A 23,869-nucleotide genomic window follows, 5' to 3' on the forward strand; every position below is an offset into this window, starting at 1 on the left:
GTGGCGTCGCGGGCGGATTCAGGAGATAGACACGCGAAGACACGCAACGGTTTCCGGTTGCGGCGGCCCCTTTTTCGGGCTATGCCGGCGCGCCCGGATTCGCGTCTGCGGGCGCCAGTCCGAGTTCTTCGAGTACCTCCGCGGTGTCCGCGCCTAACTCCGGAGCGGGCCCGGCGACGCGGCCCGGTGTCCGGGAAAACCAGGTCGGTACACCGGGGAATCGCACCGGGCCGTGGACCGTGTCCAGCGTCTCGAAAAAACCGACGGCGTTGAGGTGGTCGTCGTCGAACAAGGTCGCCGGGCTGGACAGCGCCGCGGCGGGGATCTGAAGGTCGCGAAAGAGGTCGAGCCATTCCTGGGTCGTTCGCTGCACCAGCGTTTCGGCCAGTAGCGCGTACACGGTGTCGATCTGGCGCGCGCGCCGCTCGAGCGTGCCGTAGAGATCGCTGGCCCACGGTGGCCGCACGGCTTCCATGAACGCGGCCCAGTGCTTGTCGTTGTAGATCAGCGCCGCGATGTACCCGTCGCTGGTGCGGTACGGCCGCCGGTTGGGGGCGACCGTGCGGGGATAGACCGCCGGGCCCAGCGGCGGGTCGAACATGGCGCCGTTGGCGTGTTCGACGAGCATGAACGAGGCCATCGTCTCGAACATGCCGACCTCGACCTCTTGCCCCTCCCCGGTGCGCTCGCGGTGGAACAACGCCATCATGGTGGCGTAGAGTGCGGTGAGCCCGGCGACTTTGTCGGCCAATATGGTTCCCACGTAATTGGGTTCGCCGGTCAGCTGTTCCTGCACGTAGGGCAGCCCGCACGCGGCCTGGATCGTGTCGTCGTAGGCCGGCAAATCTCCCTTCGGCCCACGCCGGCCGTACCCGTAGCAGTTCGTGTACACGATGGCGGGATTGATCGCGGCCACTTCGTCGTAGCTGAAGCCGAGCCGGGCGACCGCCTTGGACCGCATCGAGTGGATGAACACGTCGGCCTGTTCGATGAGCGCCCGCAGGGCGGTCTTGCCGGAGTCGGACTGCAGGTCGAGGGTGACACCGCGCTTGCCGCGGTTGACGTTGACGAAGACGCCGCCCATGCCCCGCACCGGACCGACCGAGATGTAGCGCGTGTCGTCTCCCTGCGGCGGTTCGACCTTGATCACGTCGGCGCCCATGTCTGCCATGATCTGGGTGCAGTAGGGACCCATCACCATCGCCGTGAGGTCGACGACACGCACACCGGCCAGCGGTCCGGCCCCGTGGTCAGCCATGGCTGGCGCCTTCCCGGGTCGCCCGCGTGGCGGTGTCGAAGCTGTAGCGGATGTGGTCGGTATGACCATCGGGTACAACGGGAAAGACCAGCGGCGCAGCGAGATAACGGATGGCGTCGATCTGCTGGGCCACGTCCTCGATCGACCACGAGGGACGGTGCACGCCGGGGGTCTCCGCGACAACCGCTTTGGCCACCCGGCCCGCAATGGCGATCAGCATCTCACCGGTCACCGGGCAGGTTTCGTGCGCCAGCAGGCCCACCACCGGCGCCACCAACTCCGCGCCCATCGGTGGGTATGCCGAAATATCCAGGCCCTCAGCCATTCTGGTGACCGCCGACGGGACGATGACATTGCAGAGCACGCCGTCGGCGGCGCCTTCGAGTGCGACGACATTGGACAGCCCAATCAGGCCCGCCTTGGCGGCGGCGTAGTTCGCGACCGCGTGATTGCCGTACAGGCCGCCGATCGACGAGGTCAAGACGACACGGCCGTAGTGCGCGGCGCACATGACGGGGAATGCCGGCCGCACCACGTGGAAGGCCCCGCGCAGATGAACGTCGATGACCGCATCGAAATCCTCGTAGCTCATCTCCTTCAGCGAGGCGCGCCGCACGTTGCCGGCGTTGTGGACGAGGATGTCGATCCGCCCGTAGTTCGCGAGCGCGGCTTGGATGATGGCTTGGCCACCTTCGGGCGTCGCCACTGAGTCAACGGATGCCACCGCGTCGCCGCCCGCCGCCGTGATCTCGGCGACCACCTGCCGCGCGGGACCCTCGTCGGTGCCGGATCCGGTCAGAGCGCCGCCGGTGTCGTTGACGACGACCTTGGCACCCCTGGACGCCAACAGCAGCGCGTACTCGCGCCCCAGTCCCCTGCCGCCGCCCGTCACGACGGCCACCCGATCGTCGAACCTGAGTTCAGCCATCACGATCCCAACGCGAGGCCATCCAGCTCACCGGTGGCGCGCCACGCGGCCAACAGGTCGCCGAAGGCGTAAAAGCCGGGCCCGTAGGGCTCACCCAGATGGGACCGGATCCCTTCGCCCTTCGCGGTTCCCATGCCACCGCCTTCGTTGTTGTAGTAGCCCGGTGTGCATTCCAGGTCGAACTGGCTGTTGTCGATCGCGGTGTCCCGGATGGTTTTGCACCATTCATCCTGCGCCTCTTGGGTGGGTTCGACCGTAGCCGCGCCGCGGGCCAACGCTTCGGAGATGATGTAGGCGATGTGCTCGCCCTGCAGTTCATAGTTGGCTGCGATGTTCGCCGAGATACCGACCTGGGTGAACCCGGTGAAGAACTGGTTGGGAAATTCGCGGCTGGTCATCCCGTGAAATGTCTTGTAGCCGTTGCGCCAGTGGTCGAAAAGCGACAACCCGCCTCGGCCGGCGATGGTGTCGATGGAGTAGCGGCGGCTGATCTCCGTCGTGATCTCGAACCCGCTGGCGTAGATGATGCAGTCGACTTCGTACTCGACGCCGTTGGCGACCAGACCCTTTTCCGTCGCCCGCTCCACGCCTTTCGTCGACGACACGTCGACCAGTGTCACGTTGGGACGGTTGAAGGTCGGAAGGTAGTCGTCGTTGGTGCATGGTCGCTTGCACAGGAACCGGTAGTAGGGCTTGAGCGCCTCGGCCGTGCCGGGGTCGTCGACGATGCTCTCGACCCTGCGCCGCAGGCGCTCCATGACTTTGTAGTCCTCTTCTTCACGGATGGCCATGAACTGCTCGGGCGTCATCGACGCCGGGTCTTCGAGTGTGAGAACCCGCGCGGCGGTATTGCGGCCGAGCTCGGTCCAGAAGTCGCACACGTAGTCGGGTTGGCCCAGCGCCATTCCCTCGAACGTCCAGGCGTGGAAGTTGCGCTGCCGCTCCTTCTGCCAGCCCGGCCGCAGCGTTTTCACCCACTCGGGATCGGTCGGCGTGTTGTTGCGCGCGCCCACCGACGACGGCGTGCGCTGAAACACGTAGAGCTGTTTGGCATCCCGGCCCAGGAACGGCACGATTTGGACGGCGGTCGCCCCGGTGCCCACCACCGCGACGCGTTTGTCGGCGAGCTTATGCAGCCCGCCGTTGCTATCCCCGCCGGTGTACTCGTAGTCCCAGCGTGACGAGTGAAAGCTGTGCCCCTTGAAGTCGTTGATGCCCGGAATGCCGGGCAGCTTGGGCCGGTGAAAGGGGCCCGACGCCATGACCACGAATCGGGCCCGGATGTCGTCGTCGCGATTGGTGCTGACCCGCCAGCGCTTGATCTCCTCGTCCCAGTGCAGGGCCCGGACCTGGGTGGAGAAGATCGCGGAGTCGTAGAGGCCGAAATGCTTTCCGATGCGCCGGCAATGCTCGTGGATCTCGGTGCCGTCGGCGAACTTCTTGCTCGGCATGTAGTTGAGCTCTTCCAGTAGCGGTATGTAGCAGTACGATTCGTTGTCGCACTGCAGTCCGGGGAACCGGTTCCAGTACCAGACGCCACCGAAGTCGCCGCCCAACTCGATGATCCGGACGTCGTCGACGCCGGCCTTCTTCAGATACGCGGCACACAGCAGGCCCCCGAATCCGCCGCCGAGCACGGCGACGTCGATGTCCTCCGAGATCGCGTCGCGGACCAGCGGCGGCGAGTGTGGGTCGGTTTCGTAAAACCCCGCAAAGTCGTCGACGAGTTCGATGTACTGCTTGGAACCCTCTGGGCGCAGCCGCTTTTCGCGCTCCTGACGGTACTTTTCGCGCAACGCCGGGAGGTCGATGTCGTCCGGCGTCGGCGTGGGTGGGCAATCCGGATTCGTCATGCCAGCGCGTTCTCCGGGAGCGCGGCGGGGTGCAGCGGGGCCTCCATTTTCTGGACGGCCGGCAGCACCTCTTTGGCGAAGAGTTCGGTGCTCGCCATCGCCTCCGCGTAGGGCATGGTGCCGAACTGCGGAACGATCGTCAGCTCGCAGAACGAGCAGGCCCGCTGAGCGGCCTGGATCCGGTTGAAGATTTCCTCCGGCGTGCCGATCAGCAGATTGGAGGCGTGGTAGCCCGGCGTCTTGGACGGGCCTTTGGCTGCGCCGGCCTCGGGGCCCGTGACCGACGAGGCGAGGACCGCGGTGGCGCTGGCCTCCCGGGCCGCATAGGCTTCATAGCCCTTGACGCCCTTGAAGTTCGACGCGTCGGCGAATCCGTAATGCACGGTGACGTCGCGGTTGGCGGTCCAGATCCATTCTTCGGACTTGCCCGGATCGTCGGTCGTGCAATACATGAACATCACATTTTTCGGCTGGCACGGCCCCAAGCCTTCTTCCTTGCGGAACGTGTTCACCTTCTGCACTTCTCGTCCGGCGTCCTCGATCGGCTTGTTGCCCACGAACAGTGGCACCATGCCGCGTCGCGCCAGGATCTCCAGCGACTCCGCGGTGGACGACGAGCTGTAGATGCGCGAAAAGAGGTCGTCGCTTTGGGGTTCGGGCCGAAGCGACATTTCCGGCACGGTGAAGATCTCCCCCTCGTAGGAGAACCGCTCCCCGGACAGGGCCAGCTGCAGAATGTCTAGCGTCTCGTTGAACCGTTGCCGGCTTTCCTCACGGGGCACGCCGACGGCGTCGAACTCGCCCTTGGAGACCCCGCGACCGATTCCGATCGTCGTGTACCGGCCGTTGGACAGGATGTCGAGGTAGGCGATTTGGTGCGCCAGCCGCACCGGGTGCCACCAGGGCGCGACGACGACGAAGGTGCCGAGGCTGACGCGTTCGGTGCGCCCGGCGAAATAGCTCAGGGCCTGAATCGGGTTGGGCGTCATGCCATATGGGGTCCCGCAGTGCTCCGGCATCCAGATGCCGTCGAAGCCGAGCGGTTCGGCGAGGTCGGCAATCGCGAGCGTGCCCTGCACGCACTCCCAGTCGGGGGTCGCGGGCGGGTCGGCGAAATTCCCGGCCAGGACGCGGTCCCAGTCGTGGGAGTTGTGCGATCCGAACCCAAGGTTGACTTTCACCGATCCATCTCTCTTTCCGGTTGGGGGGCGAGTTCGCGGGGCGCACCGGTGCCCATGTACTCGGCGAGGTTGCGGTGCAGGTTCGCGGTGCTGCGCTCCATGTAGGGGTTGGGCTTGGGGCCTCGGAAGCCGAGCGATTTCATGCCCTGCTGGACCGCGGCCATGTTGGAGAAGTCCTGGGGCAGGACGCTGCGCCAGTTCGGGTCGTCGGGTGGCGCGTATACCCATTCGGTCTGCGGCTCTTCGCCTTTCGGATACAGCTCATAGCACGAGGCTTCGAAGATGCATTGGTCCGGGTCGTAGCCGTGAGGGCGGGCGCTGTAGCACAGCGCGGTCGTCAGGCCCTGCCCGATCTGGAAGTTCGGGAAGATCTGCCACGCGGTGCCGCTGCGGGCAAGGTGCTCGGGGTCGATGGTGGGCCAGACCACGCCGCGCGCGGCATCGTCGCGCCGCGCCGAGGACAGCCAGTGCTCGAGCACCGTGCCGGGGGGTGCGTCCTCCGGCAGCTCGTCGACCAGCCGGCGGGCCGCCTCCACCAATGTTCTGGTGGTCGTGGCGTTGGTTTCCTCCAAGGTGTAGATCTGCATCTCGGCGGTCGAGACGCGCGGGTCCGCGCCGGTGCCGAGCCGGATCTTCGATTTGGTCTCTTCCAGCTCCGCTGGCGCGTCGTAGCCGATGTTGCTGTGCTTTCCCTGCGCCTTGGCCCAGCCGCGAAAGTTGCCGAATTTGTTGAACTGTGGATGTGTGGTCGCGACGTGGTAGGTCTCGTTGAAGGCCTCCATCGCGACCTTCCAGTTGCATTCGAAATGCAGCCACTTGCGCCATTTGCAGCGCATGTCCTGCAATCCGAACGGATCCAGCATGGTGGCGGCCGGCTCGAGATAATCGCGCAGCGGCTCGCACCCGGGATCCATGTTGATCCAGATCCACCCACCCCAGGTATCGACTTTGACCTTTGCCAAGTGCGTGTTCTCGGGCGTCAGCGCCCCTTGCCAGTCCTGCTGTTCGGGGATGTGGATGCAGGTGCCGTCCCGGTCGTAGGTCCAGCCGTGAAATCCGCACACGAACGACTTCTTTTGGCCGCAAGCGCTTTTCGCCCCCGGCGGGACATCCACCAGGCGGCGGCCACGGTGCATGCACACGTTGTGATGTGCCGCCAGGGTGTCGGGCCCGGTACGCACGACGACGATGGAGTCGTCGAGGATGTCGTAGGTCAGGTAGCTGCCCACCTTGGGCAGATCCTCGACCCGCCCGACTTGCTGCCACACCTTTCGCCACAACTTGTCGCGCTCGGCACGCACGTATTGCTCGGACACATACGCTTCCACCGGGATCGTGACCGGCCCGGTCAGCTCGTCGGCCGTGGCCGCGCCGTTATCGGTCATCGCTTTTCCTTTCTCCCTAGTCCCAGCGTGTGATCGCCGCGCGGAAGTTTTCGTCCTTGAGGAACACAGAGGTGTTGTCGGCGGCCAGGTGCCCCCATTTGAGGTTCAGGCCGCCGTCGACCAGCAGCGTCTGCCCGGTGATGTAGCTGGACAGGTCCGACAGCAGGAAAAGGACCGCGCCGGCCACCTCCTCCGGGCGGCCGCGGCGTCCCATCGCAATGGCGCGACGGTCACGTTCGGGGTCGGCGTCCACATACGTGGTCGACGCCGGCGTCTCGGTGACCCCGGGCGCCACAGCGTTGACCCGGATCGCGGCGCCGTTCTCGCCGGCCGCCAGCTCCAGCGCCATGGTGCGGGTGACCGCGACGATCGCGGCTTTGGCTGTGCCGTAAGCGATATGGAAGGGCGCGGTGTTCATCCCGCTGATCGACGAGATCGAGACGATCGAGCCCGGGCTCTTGCGCCGCTTCAGTTCCGCGGCGACGGCCTGGCTCATGAAGAACATGGTCTCCAGGTTGCGGGCGAACAACTCACGCCAGTCGGCGCGCGTCACCCGGGTCGACGGCATCCACGTCGACGGATCGGCGCCACCCGCGACGTTCACCAACCCGTGGAATTCGCCGTCGGTGCGCCCCACCGCCGCCAGCGCGGCACTCACGCCGTCGTCGGTGGAGGCGTCGGCGGCGACCGGCACCACTGGGAGTCCCTCGGCTTGTAGGGGGCCGACGTGCCGGTCGAGGTTGTCCTGATCGCGGCTCACCGCGACGACGGTCGCCCCCGCCTGGGCGACCATGCGCGTGACGGTGGTACCGATGCCGCCGCCCGCTGCGCCGACGACCAGGACGATGCGCCCCTCAAGGCCTAACAGATCGTGTCCCATGCAGGATTAGATAATTGTCCGGACAAGATAATGACGTGCACTCATTAGAGAGCATGATTCTCTTATGACGGCCAGCCCGTCAAGGCCCGGATATGGTTCCAGGCTGGGTATTGTCTGGACTATTGGCCGATTGCTAAGGTGCGAGCGGTGATAGCCGGAACCGGATTGTCGCAGGACGCGAGCCGCTACTCGGCCGCGCGTCCACCCAGCCTCGCCGAGGGCTGGACCCTGGAGCGGCTCACGCCGCCCAGCCGGCTGTTCGGGGCCAACGGCCTGCGCACCGGGCCGGACGGCCGTGTCTACATCGCACAGGTGACCGGCAGCCAGATCAGTGCGCTCGACCCGGCGACCGGCCGGTTGGACACCGTCAGCGCCAAGGGCGGCGACATCGTTGCGCCCGACGATGTGGCCTTCGACCCGAACGGCAACCTCTACGCCACCGAAGTGATGGACGGCCGGGTGAGCATGCGCGACGCCGCCGGGCGCACCCGGGTGCTGCGCGACGACGTCCCGTCGGCCAACGGCATCACATTTCACCGCGGCCGGCTGTTCATCGGTGAGTGCCGCGAGGGCGGGCGGCTGCTCGAACTCGACCTCACCGGCGGCGCGCCGCGGGTGCTCCTGGAAAACGCGCCGCTGCCCAACGCCATGGAGGTCGGACCCGACGGCTTGTTGTACTTCCCGTTGATGGGGGCCAACGAGATCTGGCGCGTCGACCCCGAAGGCGGTGTCCCCGAACGGGTTGCGGGTGACCTCGGCGTCCCCGACGCGGTGAAGTTCGATTCCAGCGGCCGCATCGTGTCCACCCAGGTGCAAAGCGGCGAGGTGCTGCGCATCGACCCCCGCAGCGGCGAGCGCACCGTGCTGGCAGCGCTGAACCCCGGGCTGGACAACCTCACTTTCGTGGGCGAGCGGTTGTTCGTCTCCAACTTCACCGGGGAGATCACCGAAATCCTCGGTGGCGGAGAGTCTCGCCCGGTGCTGCCGGGTGGGTTGAACTGGCCGCTGGATCTGGCGGTTGGCGCGGACGGCAACCTCTACGTCGCCGACGGCACGTATTTCTACGTCATGGGTGCCGACGGCGACGATCGCGAGCGCGGCGCAGCCGGGCGAAGCGGGTCGTCGCCCATCAGGCCCGGCTCGCTGCGGACGGCCGGAATGTTGTTCAGCCCCGGATACCCCGGCTTCGTGCGCGGCGTCGCCGCGACGGGAGCCGGCGAGTTCGTCGTCACCACCTCCAACGGCCAGGTTTCGCGGTATCGCCCGGCCCGCAACGAAAGTGATGTGCTCGCAGAGGGTTTCGATCAGCTCTACGGCGTGGCGGTCGCCCCCGACGGTACCGTCGTGGCCGCCGAGCTCGGTGCCGGGCGCGTGGTGTCGATCCGGGCCGGCCGCGTCGAGGTGATCGCCGCCGGGCTGAGCGAGCCGGTGGGCGTGGCCATCGCCCCCGACGGGGCGTGCCTGGTCTGCGAAGCGGGAGCGGGGCGGGTCGTCAAGCTGGACGGCACCGGCACCCTTCTGGACGGCTTGCGGCGGCCGCAAGGCATCCTCGTGCGCGACGGTCAGGTCTACGTCGTCGACGCCGGCGCCAAGGAGCTGATCGCGTTCGACCCGGCGACCGGGGCGCGGCGCACCATCGCGTCGGGCTTGCCGGTAGGGGCGCCGCCGGGTGTGATCCCCAAGCCGCTGCTCGGGTTGCCGCCCTTTTCCGGGCCGCAGGGTCCCTTCGCCGGCATCGCCGCGGGGCCCGACGGCACGTTGTACGTTTCGGCGGACGCCGAAGGCAGCGTGCTCGCGCTGCGAGACGCGGGAGGCTGAGGTGCCGGACGCCAAAGTCGTCGATCACCGCTACCTTCAGGTCGCTCGAACACTGCGCAAAGAAATCGTGGACGGTGTGTATCCGGTCGGGTCGCAATTGCCCACCGAGCACGAGCTGTGCGAACGGTTTGCGGTCAGCCGCTACACCATTCGCGAGGCGCTGCGGCGACTGCGCGAGGACAACCTGGTGTCGTCGCGGCCGCGAACCGGCACCCTCGTCGTGCCGCGACCGTCGTCGGATTCCTACGTTCAGCACGTCATGTCGATCAACGACCTGCTGGCCTTTGCGACCGGTACGCACTTCGCGATCGAATCCGTCGCCATGGTCACGATCGACGACGAGCTGGCGCCGCGAACCGGGCTGACCGCCGGGGAGCAGTGGCTGACCGTTCGCGGTTACCGGCGGACGGACGGCGCCGAACCGGCCGGGTCTTCGGAGCCCGCGCTGTGCCGCGCCGAGTACTACATCAACCGCGCGTTCGCCGCGGTAGGCAGGCTGTTGCAGCGCCACGACGGCCCCATCTTCCCGCTGATCGAGGACCTGTTCGGCCTGAGTATCGTCGAGGTTCATCAGGAAATCGCGGCAGTCCTCATCCCCTCCGCACTGGCGGGTGGCCTCGACGTCGAGCCCGGAACCCCGGCGCTGCAGGTGCGTCGCACCTACACGACCTCCGACGGACAGGTCGCCCAGGTCACCATCAACACCCACCCGGCGTCCCGCTTCCGTCACTCGATGACGATGCGGCGCATGAAAGGCTAGCTGGCATCACCGCCACGCATCACGACCGAAAACTCATCGGCGACCGCTGGGTTCGATGGGACGAGGCGCGCGCCGCCGACGCCTACGCGCGCGGCTGGTGGGTTCGTGCCACGCTGGCCGACGCGCTGCGCGATGCCGCGGAGCGGACACCGGAGCGAGTGGCATTGGTCGATGGCCACCGAAGGTTGGACTGCCGCAGCCTCTGTGAGCAGGCGACGACGCTGTCGCAGGCGTTGCACGCCCGCATCCCCCCGGGCAGTGTCGTGTCGTTCATGCTGCCCAACTGGCATGAGGCTGCGGTGGTTTATCTGGCCGCGACGCTGGCGGGAATGGTCGCGAATCCGATCCTGCCGTCGATGCGGGACCGCGAGCTGCGTTTCATCCTCGAAGACGCCGACAGCCGCATGCTCTTCGCGCCATCGAATTTCGGGCGTCACGACTACCGCGCGATGCTGCGCAGGGTGACGTCCCAGATGGAATCGCCGCCGGAGGTCGTGGTGGTGCGCGGGGATCCCGGTGACGACCAAGTCCCGTTCGAGTCCTTGGTCACCGGACAGACCGTCGCGAGGAACCTGCCCACGCCGAACCCCGACGCGGTGCGCATGATCCTCTATACCTCCGGAACCACCGGTCGTCCGAAAGGTGTGCTGCACACCCATAATTCGATTCATGCCCTGATCCGCCAGATCGGCGAGCACTGGCTCGTCGAGCCGGGCGACGGCTTCCTGGTGGCATCTCCGATCGCCCATATCGGGGGTTCCATCTACGCGTTCGAATGCCCGCTGCTGCTGGGCACCACCGCCGTGCTGATGGATCGCTGGAACGGCGACGAGGCGGTCCGGCTCATGCAAACCGAGCGGTGCACGCACATGGCCGGTGCGACGCCCTTTCTGGAGCAGCTGCTCGCCGCTGCGCAGCTTGCGGGCACTCACCTGCCCGACTTGAAGCTGTTCGTCTGCGGGGGCGCTTCCGCATCGCCGTCGCTGATCCGAAGGGCCGCAGCGTATTTCGATTCGGCGGTGGTCACCCGGGTGTACGGCTCGACCGAAGTGCCAGTCACCACGGTCGGGGCCCCGCGGCACCGCGGGCACGCCGCGGACACCGACGGTCGCGTCGGATTCGCCGACGTCAAACTCTCCGCCGGTGAGATCCGTGTGCGCGGGCCGCAGATGCTGGTGGGTTACCAGCACCCCGAAGACGAAGCCGAATCGTTCGACACGGAGGGATACTTCCGCACCGGGGACCTTGCGCGCTGGGTCGACGGCGAGTACCTCGTCGTCACCGGCAGGGCCAAAGACATCATCATCCGCAACGGCGAGAACATCTCGCCCAAGGAGGTCGAGGACGTCCTGACCACCCATCCCGGCATCGCCGAGGTCGCCGTCGTCGGCCTTCCAGACGACCGCACCGGAGAGCGGGCGTGCGCCGTCGTGGTGCCGGCGTCCACACCGGGCCCGGCCCCCGGACTGGACCCCGGATTAAACGTCGCCGGCTTGGCTGTCTTTCTCCAGGAGGAGGGCGTGGCGCGGTTCAAAGCGCCTGAACAAGTGGTTATTTGGGATGTCCTGCCGAAAAACGACGCGGGCAAAATTTTGAAGCACCAGATCAAGGCGGCACTGATGAAAGCGGACCAGTGACATGCAGGTAGCGATCGTCACCGGGGCGAGCGGTGGACTCGGCTTCGGTTGCGCAACGAAACTCGCCGGAATGGGCATGGCGGTGCTGGCGACGGGCCGAAACGAGGACAAGCTCACCGAGTTGGCGCGCGGCCTGGCCAGGATCACCGACGACCCCGATCGGGTCGCCACCCACGCCGCCGACCTCACCGAGGATGACGCGCCCCGACGCCTCGCGGACCTCGCCGTTGCGCGCTGGGGGCACATCGACTTCCTGATCAATATCGCCGGAATCGGCAGTCCCAAACCGGTCCACGAGACCGACGACGAAACATTGGACCGTTTCCTCGGTCTAATGCTGCGCGCGCCGTTTCGCCTCATTCGCGAAGTACTGCCGCACATGCGGCCCGGTTCGGCGATCATCAACATCACCTCGACCTTCGCCGTCGTGGGAGGCCTTCGAGGCGGCGCGTACTCGGCGGCCAAGGGCGGGCTCACCGCACTGACCACACACATCGCCTGCCAATACGGAGCTCAGGGAATCCGGTGCAACGCAGTGGCTCCCGGCGTCATTCAGACGCCGATGACCGAGCATCGCCTGCAGGACGAGCGGTTCCGGCGGATCAACACCGAGCTGACTCCGCATCAGCGGTTGGGGACCGTCGAGGACGTCGCGAGCACCGTGGCGTTCCTGTGTTCTCCCGGCGGCACTTTCATCAACGGCCAGACGATCGTCGTCGACGGCGGCTGGAGCTCCACCAGGTACCTCTCGGAACTCGCCCTCACCTCGGAGTGGAAACCCCGCTGATCAAGGGGATTCGAAGTGGCGACGGATGCCCGCCAGCATCTCGATGTGCGCCTTGACCGCTTCGCGGATGGTCACCGGGGCCAGCACACGGGGTGCGCTGATCCGGATCCGCTCGGTGACCCGGGTGCCTCCGGCGGCGGGCTCGAAGCTCACCGTTCCGCGCAGGCGCACGCCGGGGGCCTGGTCGGCCTCGGTCAGCACGTCACCGGTCGCGGGCACTTGTAGTGACGCCCGATAGGTGATTCGGATATTCAACGGCCCCAGCGGAATTCGGTCGACCACACGGTAGCTCTGGCGGTAACCCGCCGGGGTCTCGGTGCGGGACAGCGTTTCCACCGACACGATCAGCGGATGCACCAGCTTGATGTTGTCCAGGTCGACGTAGAAATCGCGAACCTCATCGGGCGGTGCGGGCACGTCTTCCGTCAGCGTTCGCTCGGCCTGGGCGGTCCACCAGCTCATGGCAGACAACCTAGCCCGCCGCGGCGGCCGGGCTACCGTGGACGACATGGGCAACGCGACTGAAGACCAAGCGGTCGAGCGATACCTGGAGTGTCTCGCCGCGCACGACTGGGACGGACTGGCCGACACCATTGCCGACGAAGGGTTGACCCGGGAGGGGCCCTTCTGCGATCAAGTCGACGGGAAGGCGCACTACGTCGCCTACCTACGAAAGGTGTGCACCAACCTCGAAGGCCATCGGCTGCAGGTTCAGCGGGTCTCCCATGTGGACCACCAACTGTCGTTCGCCGAGCTGACCGAGACGTTCGAGATCGACGGCGTCGCCACGACGTGGCCGGAATGCATCCTGTTCGAGCAGGGAGACGACGGTTTGATCGTTCGCGTCAGCGTGTTCTTCAAGCAGCCCGGGGGCGACACGCGTTGATGGCGGGCCGGTGAACTATTCCCTCATCCGCTCAATTGACCTAACGTGTCATGGATGGAGGCAGACGGAACACCGGAGTCGGTGGCGGTCGAGAAATTGCACTCGGGCGACCCGATCACCGATTGTGGTCAGCGGTACATAGTTCTCGAATCGAAAGCCGTCGGCGACAGCTGCGTCGTTCTCGAACTCGAATCCAGAGTGGACCACCAGTTACAGGTCATCGAGAAGTCGTTCCCGGCCGGATACCAGGTTGGCAGGGCCAACCACCGAATTCTGTAGACCAAGCGTCCGACAATGCGCGAGTAGCCGGTCGACGGCTACCGCGCATTCGTGTTTTCGGGCGGGCTCAGGCGCCGTCTCAAACGAGGTAGTAGTAACGCTGTAGATCCCCGTTGCCGGCATTCGCGGGCAGTTGCTCGCCCGGTTCGCGGATACCGAGCTGGGCATGGGCGTAGCGGACGGCCTTGAGCGTCGCCGAGAATTCCTCGTCCTCTTCGGGAAAGACATGCTCGACCGGGAACCAGCTTTCGAGGCCGACATTCGTCAGCACGGTCCACATGTCGGGCTGCACACCGGCGAGCAGAACGGTTACGCCCAGCGCGGTTTCGTCGCGCAGGAAATGCTCGATCCGCTCGACGACGACGGCGTCGGGATGGCGCACCCGCTTTAGCCTCAGCACGACGAACTTGATGCGATCCTGCCTGACCCGGTCGCGCAGCGCATCGAGATAGCGGTCGAGTTCCGGTGCGGCGCCGAAGAATAGCTCGCCCTCGAGGTCGTAGATGATCGTCGACGGATCCACCGGATCACCGGACACCCGCTCCCGTACTACGCGGTCGGGGGTGACGATCAACTCCTTGGCCTTCAGCTTCGCCGCGCGCGGCACGAACAACAGGATCGACAAGGCGACGCCGAGCAGCACGGCGGTGTCCAAATCGATCAGCACACCGGTGAGCGCGGTGACGATCACCAGGCCCGCGTCGTAGCGCGACGCCTTCAAGATGTAGAACAGCCGCCTGTAGTCGATGAGCCGCGCGGCGGTGATGAGCAGGAGACCGGCCAGCGCGGCCTTCGGCATGTAATGCAGCAGCGGCGCGAACAGCAGCACGGCCCCGGCGACGGCGGCCGAGGCGATGAATCCGGAGAACCGCGACGCCGCGCCGGCCTGGAAGTTGATCGGCGAGCGCGACATCGAGCCCGAGCCCGGCACGGATTGGAAAAAGCCGCCGGTCAGGTTGGCCAGGCCTTCGGCGAGGATCTGCCGGTTGTAGTCGATCTTCTGCCCGCTCTGGTGCGCGATGGCCTTGGCGATCGACAGCGCCTCGATGAGGCCGATGAAGGCGATGGCGAACGCGCCTTCGGACAGCTGGCTCAACAGCCCGAGTTGCACGTCCGGGATGTGCGGGGAGGGCAGGCTCTGCGGAATTTTCGCGGTGAGGGTCACCCCCGTGTTACCGCCGCGGTCGGGGGTCGACCACCCGGCGACATAGGCGATCACGGCCGCGATGACCAGGACCGCCAGCAAGTCGAGCTGCGGAAGTCCGTAGCGCTTGACCAGCCGGCGCAGGATGACCGCCAGGGCCACGGTTGCGACGGTGAGGACCAGCGCGCGGTAGTTGACGGCGTCGCCGTGCAACAGGGTGAGGTAGGTGCGTTTCAGCACCGGTATCCGCCCGCTGCCCTTGTCCCGCACGCCGAGCGCATTACCCAGCTGGCCCAGCGCGATCAGCAGCGCGGCGGCCACCAGGAACCCGATGATCACCGATTCCGAGATGTATCGGGTCAGGTCGCCGAGCTTGAATACCGCAATGAGGATCTGGAATGCGCCGACGAGGACGCCCAGCACGAACAGCGCCTCGAAAAGGACGGTGCGATTCTCGGGGTCGAGAAACGCCAGGGAACTGAAGATGAGCAGCGATATCGCGCTCGTCGGTCCGTTGATGAGATGGGAGGACGACCCGAAGATCGCGGCGACAAGGGTCACAACGATCGCGGAGTAGACGCCGAATTTGGGGTCGACTCCGGCGACCAGCGCATAGGTGATGCTCTGTGGCAGCGAAACGGCAGCGACGGTGAGGCCGGCGACGGCGTCGCGGCGCGCCTTCGTCGCGTCGTAGTTCAGGTTCTTCACAATCCCCGAAATGCTCACGGCTGCTTGACCTTTCGCCGCGGGTGCGCCGACACGGCCCTGGCCTGCGCGGGTGATGAAAGCGTGTCGTAGATGCCGTTGTCGCCGAAGAACCTCTCCCGGGCATCGTTCCAGTCTTTGGCGATCGCGGTGATGGGGAAGAGGTTGATGTCGGGCAACTGGCCGGCGTGCCGGGCCAGGATTTCGGGTTTCAGCGGCCGGTATCCCAGTTGGGCGATGATTTCCTGTGCCGAATCGGTGTAGAGGTATTCCAGGTACGCCTTGGCGTAGGACGCGATCTTCTTGTCGGGGACGTTCGCGTCGACCCAGGCGACGGCCGGTTCGGCACGGATGCTGATCGGCGGGTAGACGATCTCGAGTTCGTCCTTGTTCTCGGAGACCTCCCGCAGAGCTTCGTTCTCCCAGGTCAGGTGGACGTCGCCGATTCTCTCGACGGCAAAGCTGATGGCGGCGCTGCGAGCGCCGGGGTCGGCGACGGCGACGTGGCCCATCAGCGCCTTGACGAAGGCGAAGGCCTGCGTCTCGGTGCCGCCGCGGGTGGTCACCGAACCCCACGCGGAGAGCACGCTCAATTTGCCGTTGCCCGAGGTGCGCGGGTTGGGCGACACGACCGCGACGCCATCCTTGATCAGATCCGGCCAGTCGTGGATTGCTTTCGGATTGCCCTTGTGGACGACGAACACGATGGTCGATGTGTAGGGCACCGAATTGTTGGGCAGGCGGGTCCGCCAGTCGGCGGCGATCAATCCGCGCTTGCGCAGCGCATCGACATCGCTCACCAGCGCCAGCGATACGACGCTCGCCTTCTGCTTGCCGTCGATGACATCGCTGACCTGCCGCCCCGAACCGCCGTGCGATTGCTTGATGTCCAGGGTGACGCCGGTCTGCCGGCGGAACTGCTCGACGAAGGCTTTGTCGAGCGTTGCGTAGAGCTCCCGCGTCGGGTCATAGGACACATTGAGGATCTGATTCGGCGGCGCGTGGCCGTGCAGGTTCTTCGCCGTGATCAGGCCGGCCGCCAGGACGATCGCAACGATGCCGACGATATTGAGCCACGGAACGGGCAACCGAAATGCGCGCCGGCGCGCCGGCGCCTGCGGGGGCTGTGTCATCGCCGCCTCCATATCGCGGTCTCGCAGAAGTCGCCAATCACCACTGACTAACTGCTTCCGCAATCTGCACGAGGCAGACTCTCGAAGCTTGGATGGTAGCGACCGGCGCCGCGGAACACAGCGGTGCGAATCAGCGTGATCGCAAGTGTCAAGCCCCTATTCGGGTCACGCGCGCGGGGGACGTTGATCGTTGGGATCGTTGGGGTCCGGCTCGCCGAACCATCGCGACGGCTGGTGCTGTCCGTAGGCGTCGTGCCAGTCCCACCACTCGTAGGGCGCGCTCTGCGGGTAGCCCTCCGGCGAATCCTCCCAGTTTTCTTGGCGCCCAAGGGCTGTCATGTCGAGGAAGCTCCAGGTGTTGCCCAGCGCCTCGTCGCCGCGGTTGTTGATGAAATAGGTGCGGAACACGCGCTCGCCGTCGTGAATGAAGGCGTTGGTGCCGTGCCATTCGTCGACGCCGAAGTCGGCGTCGAAGCTGTCGGTGATGGTGTACCACGGCATCTTCCAGCCCATCCGCTCCTTGAGGCGCTCGATGTCGGGTTGGGGTGCGCGCGAGACGAACACGAGCGTGGTGTCACGGGCGTTGAGGTGGGCGAGGTGCCCAATGTGGTCGGCGATCATCGAGCAGCCCCGGCAGCCGTGGTCGGGCCAGCCCTCGATGTCGAGCCCGTAGAAGGCGCGATAGACGATCAGCTGGCGCCGGCCCTCGAACAGGCCGAGCAGGTCGACCGTGCCCCCGGGCCCCTCGAACGCGTATGGCTTGTCGACGGGAGTCCACGGCATCCGCCGGCGCATGGCCGCGAGCGCGTCCCGGGCCCGGGTCACCTCCTTCTCTTTGACCAGCAGTCGCTGATGGGCCGCCGCCCACTCCTCGGCCGACACGATCGGGGGTGTGTTCATCGTCATGAGGTTGTCCGCCTTTCGGTTGAGTGGCTCACGCCAGCGATGACAGGCCAGCGGAGGTGAGTAGGTAGGCGTCGCCGTTCCGGATGGCGCCGACGGCGATCTCCAGAACCGACCGGCCGGCTTGGTCCGCGGTGAGCGCGGGGCCGGCGGCCTGCACGAACGTGTCGACGTCGACGCCTTGGCGCTCGGCGTAGGCCGCGACGGCCTTGGCGCCCAGATCGGTGGCCGGCGTCAATCGCGGCAGCACGGACACGAAGCTGATCCCCAGCCCGGCCCGTTGCGACTCGGCGGCTGCGTAGCTGGTGATGAACCGGACTGTCGACTTCGCGCCCGCGTAGCCACCGGACAGCGGTGACCCGTTGAGCGCGGCGCCGCTGGACATCACGATCACCGAGCTGCCCGGAGCAAGGGGGCGCCGCAGCGCATGCCGGGTCCAATGAAATGCCTGAGCCACGTCCACGTTCCAGTTTTCACTGAAGGTCTCCCAGGTCTGATCCTGCAACGGGCCCATCCGCGGAGCCGCCCCGGCACACAGCACCAGTGTGCGCGGCCCATATTCGTCGATGAGCCGGCCAGCCGTGGCCGGATCGGCGGCGTCGGCGGCCACGGGGGTGAAGGTGTCGCCCAGCTGGCCGCGGACCTCGTCCAGCAGCGCGCGGTTGCGCGCGACGCCGACGACGTCGGCGCCGGCGGCGGACAAGGCGGTGGCGATGCCGCGGCCGAATCCGCGGCTGGCCCCCGTCACGATCGCCGTCGTGCCGGCCAGGTTGGTGATTGTGTTGGTCATGATCGTGCTCGCTTTCGGTGTTGACGTTCTCAGTAATTCAGATACGTTCGGTCGCCGCGATTAATCGGTGACGTCTGCGAGCAGCGCCGCGTACTGGCGTTCGAGCGCCTTCGCGGCGCCGGTATTCCAGCTCCCGGCCACGGACTTCGACATGGCGTCGGGGAAGATGTCCTCTTCGCCGTTCGCGACTCCGTCGAAGATGGCCCGCGCGACCGATTCTGGGGAGCTTTTCGGTATCTCGAGGCCCTGCGTCATTTCGGTGTCGACGGGCCCGGTCAGGACGGCGTGAACGCTGACGCCTCGTCCGGCCAACAGGGCGCGCAGCGATTGCGTGAGGTTGAACGCGGCCGCCTTCGAGATCGAGTACGCGGGAATCAGCGGCAAGGGGGCGATGGCGTTCACCGACAGATTGTTGACGATGGCTCCGCCGGAACGAGTCAGCATCGGCAGGAAGGCCTGGATCATCGCGTAGGTGCCAAAGAGGTTGACGGCGAGATGGCGTTCGAGCGCGACACGCTCGCTCAAGTCGTCGTAGAGCGCCAGGCCGGCATTGTTCACGAGGATGTCGAGCGATTCGACTTCGTCGGCCGCGTCCTGGATATGCGCCGCGTTGGTGACGTCCAGGGTCAGGGGCGTGACGCGATGATCCCGGTGGGTCAATTGCGCTCGGGTACCGACGTATACGCGCTTGGCGCCTCTGCTCAACGCTTCTTCGACCAAGGCGCGCCCGATGCCGCGATTGCCCCCGGTAATCAGAACTGTGGTGTCGGCGATTCTCACCATGATGACGATCTCCTCGTTGATCTGCCCGACGGTGCGGGCGCATCGCCGGACGGCGCGACGGCCGCACTAATTCCGATACGGCGCGGCGCACTGATTCATCGCCGCACGATGAATTCCGGTGCCCGGGTGTCTCTGTACTGGAGTAGCGTTTCGGCCCATTCCGGACCGGAGGCCTAGATAGGAGATGCGCGTGCCGGCTCAGGAGGAGTTCATCGAGCGCGCGGCGCCGTTTCGCGCCGAGTTGATCGCGCACTGTTACCGCATGCTCGGTTCGGTGCACGACGCCGAAGATCTGGTCCAGGAAACCTATCTGCGGGGCTGGCGGGGTTATCAGGCCTTCGAGGAGCGGGCGGCGTTGCGGACCTGGCTGTACCGGATCGCGACGACCGCGTGCCTGCGTGCGCTTGAGAACCGGGCCCGGCGGGTGCTGCCGGCCGGGCTGGGCGACAGTTCGATCGACCCCGACGTGAGCCTGGACGGCTACACCGGTGCCCATCAGTGGCTGGAGCCGATTCCCGACGCCCTGATGTCCGAGACTCCGGAAGGATCCGTCACGGCACGGCAAAGTGTGCGCCTGGCCGTGATGACGGCGCTGCAGGAGCTTCCCGCGAGGCAGCGAGCCGTCCTGATCTTGCGCGATGTCGTGCAGTTCAGCGCCGCTGAGGTCGCCGAACTACTGGAAACCACACCGGCCGCGGTCAACAGCTCCCTGCAGCGGGCGCGGGCCCGCCTCGCGGAGATCTCACCCACCGAAGACGACGCCGCCGAGCCCGACGACGCGCAACTGCGTGAATTGCTCGACCGCTATTGCGCCGCATTCGAAAACGCGGACATGGCCGCGCTCACCGAGTTGCTGCAAGCCGACGTCAAACTCGAAATGCCGCCTCTGCCTATGTGGTTCACCGGCCGCGACACGGTGATGCGGTTCCTCGCCGTCCGTGCCTTCACCAAGGCCGGCGACATCGTCATGGTCCGGACGGCCGCGAACGCACAACCCGCCGTGGCCGAGTACCGCCGCGGTGCCGACGGCGTCCTGCGCGCCCACTCCATCCACGTCCTGACCGCGGCCCACGAAGCCGGGAACGCCGGGATCGGCGCGATCACCGTTTTCCTCGACCCGGCTTTGTTCGGCGCGTTTGGATTACCGCAAAGTAGGTAGCCCCCTTCATCACGAGGCCCTACCGTCCAGGCCCTATGTGGACAGGTCCTGGCGACGCCAGGAGGATAGGCACGGTAGAGGCAATCGAAGGGTGACCACATGAAGATTCCGGGTGTTGCCAGCGTCGTCGCTGGCGTCACCGGCGGAGCGGCCCAAGTAGTGCGAGCCGGCGTGTCCACCGCGGCCGGCGCCGCGGGCACAGTGCAGATGTTGGTCAGCCCGGTGGTGGAGCTCGCCGGCCCGGTGGCGCATTCGGTGGCCGATTCGACCGGCCGGGCATTCGGGATGAACGGCTCCCCCAACGGTTCCCGTAACGGCGTCGCGGCGCCGGTGCGCTGGCAGAGCGGGCACCGGGTGCACCTGGACCTCGATCCGCTGCTGCCGTTCCCGCGCTGGCACGAGTACGCGGCGGTGGTGGAGGAACCGGTTCGCCGGATTGCGGGCGTGGCCAAGGCCCATGTCGAGGGCTCCCTGGGCCGTTTGGTGATCGAACTCGCCGAGGACGCCGACGACGACGTCGTCCTGGACGAGGTGCGGGAAACCGTTGCAGCCATAGCTGACGACCTCGCGTCGGCAGGGCCGGGATCGGGGCCCGTCTCCGCGCCATTCGCCGACCCGGGAAACCCGCTGGCGGTTCTGGTGCCGTTGACCGCGGCGGCGATGGATCTCATCGCGGTGAGTGCCGCCGTCACCGGCTGGGTCACCCGCCTGCCCGCCGCACCGAAGACGACCCGGGCCGCGGCCGCCTTGATCAATCATCAGCCGCGCATGGTGTCACTGCTGGAGTCGCGGCTGGGTCGAGTCGGCACCGATATCGCGCTCGCCGCGACGACGGCCGCGGCTCATGGGCTGACCCAGGCGGTCGGCACACCGCTGCTCGATTTGACGCAACGCACCCTGCAAATCTCCGAGGCGACGGCTCACCGCCGCGTGTGGCGAGACCGGGAGCCTCAGTTGGCTTCGCCCGAACGGCCGCAGGCGCCGGTGGTGCCGGTCATCTCATCGGCCGGGGCCAGATCGCACGCGCCGCGGCACAGCTGGCCGGCCGCGGCGGCGGGTGAGGCGTCGCACGTCGTGGTCGGCGGATCCATCGACGCGGCGATCGACACCGCGAAGGGATCGATGGCGGGTCCGGTGGAGAGCTATGTCGACTCGGCTGCGAACGGCTCGCTGATTGCGGCGGCGAGCGCGTTGGTCGCCGGTGGTGGTACCGAGGACGCGGCCGGTGCGATCGAGGCCGGGGTGCCGAGAGCGGCACACATGGGCCGGCAGGCGTTCGCGGCGGTGCTGGGTCGCGGCCTGGCCAATGCCGGACAGTTGGTCCTCGATCCCGGTGCGCTGCGGCGCCTGGATCGGGTCAAGGTCGTCGTAATCGACGGCGCCGCGCTGCGCGGCGATCACCGCGCCGTGCTGCATTCGCGCGGCGATGCGCCCGGCTGGGACGACGACCGGGTATATGAGGTCGCCGACGCCCTGCTGCACGGCGAGGAGGCGCCCGAGCCCGATCCCGACGAGTTGCCCGCCACCGGCGCGCGGCTGAGATGGGTTCCGGTGCAAGGCCCGTCGGACACGCCGGCCCAGGGCCGCGAAAGCGCCGACCTCGTGGTCGACGGCGAATGTGTGGGCAGCGTCGATGTTGGCTGGGAGGTCGACCCCTACGCGATTCCGTTGTTTCAGACCGCGCACCGGACCGGCGCCCGGGTGGTCTTGCGCCACGTCGCCGGCACCGAGGAGCTGACCGCCAGCGTCGGGGCGACGCATCCGCCGGGCACGCCGCTGCTGAACCTGGTGCGAGAGCTGCGCGTGGATCGCGGACCCGTATTGCTGATCACCGCGCTGCACCGCGATTTCGCGTCCACCGACACGCTGGCGGCCTTGGCGATCGCCGATGTCGGTGTGGCCCTTGATGATCCCCGCGCGGCGACGGCGTGGACCGCGGACATCATCACGGGCACCGACCTGGCCGACGCGGTGCGGATCCTCTCGGCGATCCCGGTGGCCCGGTCGGCCAGCGAATCGGCCGTGCACCTCGCCCAGGGCGGCACCACGCTGGCCGGGCTGCTGCTGGTCACCGGCGAGCAGGACCGAACCGCCAACCCCGTCAGCTTCCGGCGCTGGCTCAATCCGGTGAATGCGGCCGCGGCCACCGCGTTGGTGGCGGGAACCTTCTCGGCCACCAGGGTGCTACGGCTGCCCGATCCCACCCCGCAGCCGCTGACCGCCTGGCACGCGCTGGACCCGGAGATCGTGTATTCGCGGCTGGCCGGCGGCGCGCGGCCCTTGGCCGTCGAGCCCGGCACGCCGTCGTGGCGACGCCGTCTCGACGACCTGTCCTACACCCCCGCGCTGGCACCGCTGCGCGGACCGGTGACCAGCCTGGCGCGGCTGGCGTCGACGACCCGCGCCGAGCTGGCCGATCCGCTGACCCCGATCCTGGCCGTCGGGGCGGCCGCATCCGCGATAGTCGGCAGCAATATCGACGCGCTCCTGGTCGCCGGCGTGATGACCGTCAACGCGATAACCGGTGGGGTACAACGGTTACGGGCCGAGGCGGCCGCCGCCGAACTGTTCGCCGAGCAGGACCAGCTGGTGCGCCGGGTGGTCGTCCCGGCCGTCGCGACCACGCGACGCCGGCTGGAGGCGGCCCGGCGCGCCACGCGCACGGCCACGGTGTCCGCCAATTCGCTGCGACCCGGCGACGTCATCGACCTGGCCGCACCGGAAGTGGTGCCGGCGGACGCGCGACTGTTGGTGGCCGAGGACCTGGAGGTCGACGAGTCGCTACTCACCGGCGAGTCGCTGCCGGTGGACAAGCAGGTGGATCCCGTTGCTGTCAACGACCCGGACCGGGCCAGCATGCTGTTCGAGGGCAGCACGATCGTGGCCGGGCACGCTAGGGCGATCGTCGTGGCCACCGGGGTCGGCACCGCCGCGCACCGCGCGATCTCGACGGTCGCCGACGTCGAAACGTCGGCAGGTGTGCAGGCCCGGCTGCGGGAGCTCACCAGCAAGGTCCTTCCGCTGACGCTCACCGGCGGCGCCGCGGTCAGCGCTTTGGCATTGCTACGGCGCGCGTCACTGCGCCAGGCCGTCGCCGACGGCGTCGCCATCGCGGTGGCCGCGGTCCCCGAGGGCCTGCCGTTGGTGGCCACCCTGTCCCAGCTCGCCGCCGCCCAGCGGCTGACCGCGCGCGGGGCGCTGGTTCGAGCGCCCCGCACCATCGAGGCGCTGGGCCGGGTCGACACCATCTGTTTCGACAAGACCGGCACTCTCACCGAAAACCGGTTGCGCGTCGTGTGCGCGGTACCGGCGGCGGCCGACGCGCGGGACCCGTTTCCGGACGCGGACGATCCGCGGTCCGCGGCCGTGCTGCGGGCCGCGGCGTGGGCGTCGACGAAACCGCAAGAGGGACAAGGACATGCGCACGCCACCGACGAAGCGATCATCACCGCGGCGGATTCACTTGCCGGTCAAGGTGATTCGGAGTGGGCGATGCTTGCCGAGGTGCCGTTCGAGTCCAGCCGCGGTTTCGCCGCCGCTATAGGCACGCTGAGCACCAACGGGTCGGCGCCGCTCCTGATGCTCAAGGGCGCCCCCGAG

The 23,869-nt window shown here is 67.3% G+C and carries 20 protein-coding genes; 8 read left to right on the forward strand and 12 right to left on the reverse strand.

Annotated features, from left to right (window positions below):
- Window positions 1-79 precede the first annotated feature (79 nt).
- Genes A5744_RS12405 through A5744_RS12430 form a run of 6 tightly spaced genes read right to left on the reverse strand, consistent with a single transcriptional unit; the run spans window position 80 to window position 7,485 of the window.
- The gene (locus A5744_RS12405) at window positions 80-1,258 is read right to left on the reverse strand and encodes a CoA transferase (RefSeq protein WP_076061362.1); all 1,179 of its coding nucleotides are present in this window, start codon (window positions 1,256-1,258) and stop codon (window positions 80-82) included.
- Window positions 1,251-2,186, reverse strand: a complete 936-nt coding sequence (locus tag A5744_RS12410) for an SDR family NAD(P)-dependent oxidoreductase (protein WP_076061364.1) — start codon at window positions 2,184-2,186, stop codon at window positions 1,251-1,253. Before A5744_RS12410 ends, A5744_RS12405 begins: the two co-directional genes overlap by 8 nt.
- A complete protein-coding gene (locus A5744_RS12415; RefSeq protein WP_076061366.1) occupies window positions 2,186-4,039 on the reverse strand; it encodes an NAD(P)/FAD-dependent oxidoreductase in 1,854 nt (617 codons plus the stop codon). Before A5744_RS12415 ends, A5744_RS12410 begins: the two co-directional genes overlap by 1 nt.
- Complete coding sequence (locus A5744_RS12420; protein WP_076061368.1) at window positions 4,036-5,220, reverse strand: LLM class flavin-dependent oxidoreductase; 1,185 nt, start codon at window positions 5,218-5,220, stop codon at window positions 4,036-4,038. The genes A5744_RS12415 and A5744_RS12420 overlap by 4 nt, the downstream gene beginning before the upstream one ends.
- The gene (locus A5744_RS12425) at window positions 5,217-6,605 is read right to left on the reverse strand and encodes an aromatic ring-hydroxylating dioxygenase subunit alpha (RefSeq protein WP_076061370.1); all 1,389 of its coding nucleotides are present in this window, start codon (window positions 6,603-6,605) and stop codon (window positions 5,217-5,219) included. The genes A5744_RS12420 and A5744_RS12425 overlap by 4 nt, the downstream gene beginning before the upstream one ends.
- A gap of 16 nt (window positions 6,606-6,621) precedes the next feature.
- The gene (locus tag A5744_RS12430; RefSeq protein ID WP_076061372.1) at window positions 6,622-7,485 is read right to left on the reverse strand and encodes an SDR family oxidoreductase; all 864 of its coding nucleotides are present in this window, start codon (window positions 7,483-7,485) and stop codon (window positions 6,622-6,624) included.
- 150 nt (window positions 7,486-7,635) lie between these two features.
- Here A5744_RS12430 and A5744_RS12435 point away from each other — a divergent pair, with 150 nt between their 5' ends.
- The 4 genes from A5744_RS12435 to A5744_RS12450 are packed head-to-tail and all read left to right on the forward strand — an operon-like array spanning window position 7,636 to window position 12,487.
- Window positions 7,636-9,303 (forward strand): SMP-30/gluconolactonase/LRE family protein, encoded by a 1,668-nt coding sequence (locus tag A5744_RS12435; protein ID WP_076061413.1) that lies wholly within the window; start codon window positions 7,636-7,638, stop codon window positions 9,301-9,303.
- Between the two features lies 1 nt (window position 9,304).
- A complete protein-coding gene (locus A5744_RS12440; protein ID WP_076061374.1) occupies window positions 9,305-10,063 on the forward strand; it encodes a GntR family transcriptional regulator in 759 nt (252 codons plus the stop codon).
- A gap of 35 nt (window positions 10,064-10,098) precedes the next feature.
- A complete protein-coding gene (locus A5744_RS12445; protein WP_076061415.1) occupies window positions 10,099-11,700 on the forward strand; it encodes an AMP-binding protein in 1,602 nt (533 codons plus the stop codon).
- Between the two features lies 1 nt (window position 11,701).
- On the forward strand, window positions 11,702-12,487 hold the full coding sequence (locus A5744_RS12450; protein WP_076061376.1) for an SDR family oxidoreductase: 786 nt from the start codon (window positions 11,702-11,704) through the stop codon (window positions 12,485-12,487).
- On the opposite strand, the gene A5744_RS12455 is transcribed toward A5744_RS12450, so the two are convergent.
- Window positions 12,488-12,949 carry an SRPBCC family protein gene (locus A5744_RS12455; protein WP_076061378.1) on the reverse strand — a complete coding sequence of 154 codons (462 nt, stop codon included), beginning with the start codon at window positions 12,947-12,949 and terminating at the stop codon, window positions 12,488-12,490.
- Between the two features lie 46 nt (window positions 12,950-12,995).
- Here A5744_RS12455 and A5744_RS12460 point away from each other — a divergent pair, with 46 nt between their 5' ends.
- Both A5744_RS12460 and A5744_RS12465 read left to right on the forward strand, forming a co-directional pair.
- Window positions 12,996-13,373 carry a nuclear transport factor 2 family protein gene (locus A5744_RS12460; RefSeq protein ID WP_076061416.1) on the forward strand — a complete coding sequence of 126 codons (378 nt, stop codon included), beginning with the start codon at window positions 12,996-12,998 and terminating at the stop codon, window positions 13,371-13,373.
- Window positions 13,374-13,427: 54 nt separating this feature from the next.
- On the forward strand, window positions 13,428-13,652 hold the full coding sequence (locus A5744_RS12465) for a hypothetical protein (RefSeq protein WP_076061380.1): 225 nt from the start codon (window positions 13,428-13,430) through the stop codon (window positions 13,650-13,652).
- Between the two features lie 79 nt (window positions 13,653-13,731).
- On the opposite strand, the gene A5744_RS12470 is transcribed toward A5744_RS12465, so the two are convergent.
- The 5 genes from A5744_RS12470 to A5744_RS12490 all read right to left on the reverse strand — a co-directional run bounded on the left by A5744_RS12470 (window position 13,732) and on the right by A5744_RS12490 (window position 19,110).
- On the reverse strand, window positions 13,732-15,522 hold the full coding sequence (locus tag A5744_RS12470; protein ID WP_076061382.1) for a SulP family inorganic anion transporter: 1,791 nt from the start codon (window positions 15,520-15,522) through the stop codon (window positions 13,732-13,734).
- The gene (locus tag A5744_RS12475) at window positions 15,519-16,634 is read right to left on the reverse strand and encodes a sulfate ABC transporter substrate-binding protein (RefSeq protein ID WP_076061418.1); all 1,116 of its coding nucleotides are present in this window, start codon (window positions 16,632-16,634) and stop codon (window positions 15,519-15,521) included. Before A5744_RS12475 ends, A5744_RS12470 begins: the two co-directional genes overlap by 4 nt.
- Window positions 16,635-16,799: 165 nt before the next feature.
- Window positions 16,800-17,534 (reverse strand): DUF899 domain-containing protein, encoded by a 735-nt coding sequence (locus tag A5744_RS12480; RefSeq protein ID WP_076061419.1) that lies wholly within the window; start codon window positions 17,532-17,534, stop codon window positions 16,800-16,802.
- Between the two features lie 34 nt (window positions 17,535-17,568).
- The gene (locus tag A5744_RS12485) at window positions 17,569-18,327 is read right to left on the reverse strand and encodes an SDR family oxidoreductase (protein WP_076061384.1); all 759 of its coding nucleotides are present in this window, start codon (window positions 18,325-18,327) and stop codon (window positions 17,569-17,571) included.
- A gap of 60 nt (window positions 18,328-18,387) precedes the next feature.
- A complete protein-coding gene (locus A5744_RS12490) occupies window positions 18,388-19,110 on the reverse strand; it encodes an SDR family NAD(P)-dependent oxidoreductase (protein WP_083679285.1) in 723 nt (240 codons plus the stop codon).
- A gap of 190 nt (window positions 19,111-19,300) precedes the next feature.
- Between A5744_RS12490 and A5744_RS12495 the strand changes: the two genes are divergently transcribed.
- Both A5744_RS12495 and A5744_RS12500 read left to right on the forward strand, forming a co-directional pair.
- Complete coding sequence (locus A5744_RS12495; RefSeq protein WP_076061423.1) at window positions 19,301-20,269, forward strand: sigma-70 family RNA polymerase sigma factor; 969 nt, start codon at window positions 19,301-19,303, stop codon at window positions 20,267-20,269.
- A 99-nt stretch (window positions 20,270-20,368) separates the two neighbouring features.
- On the forward strand, window positions 20,369-23,869 hold a 3,501-nt coding region (locus A5744_RS12500), incomplete at its 3' end, for an HAD-IC family P-type ATPase (protein ID WP_076061386.1).

It is taken from the genome of Mycobacterium sp. IS-1264 (assembly GCF_001954195.1).
Lineage (GTDB): Bacteria > Actinomycetota > Actinomycetes > Mycobacteriales > Mycobacteriaceae > Mycobacterium.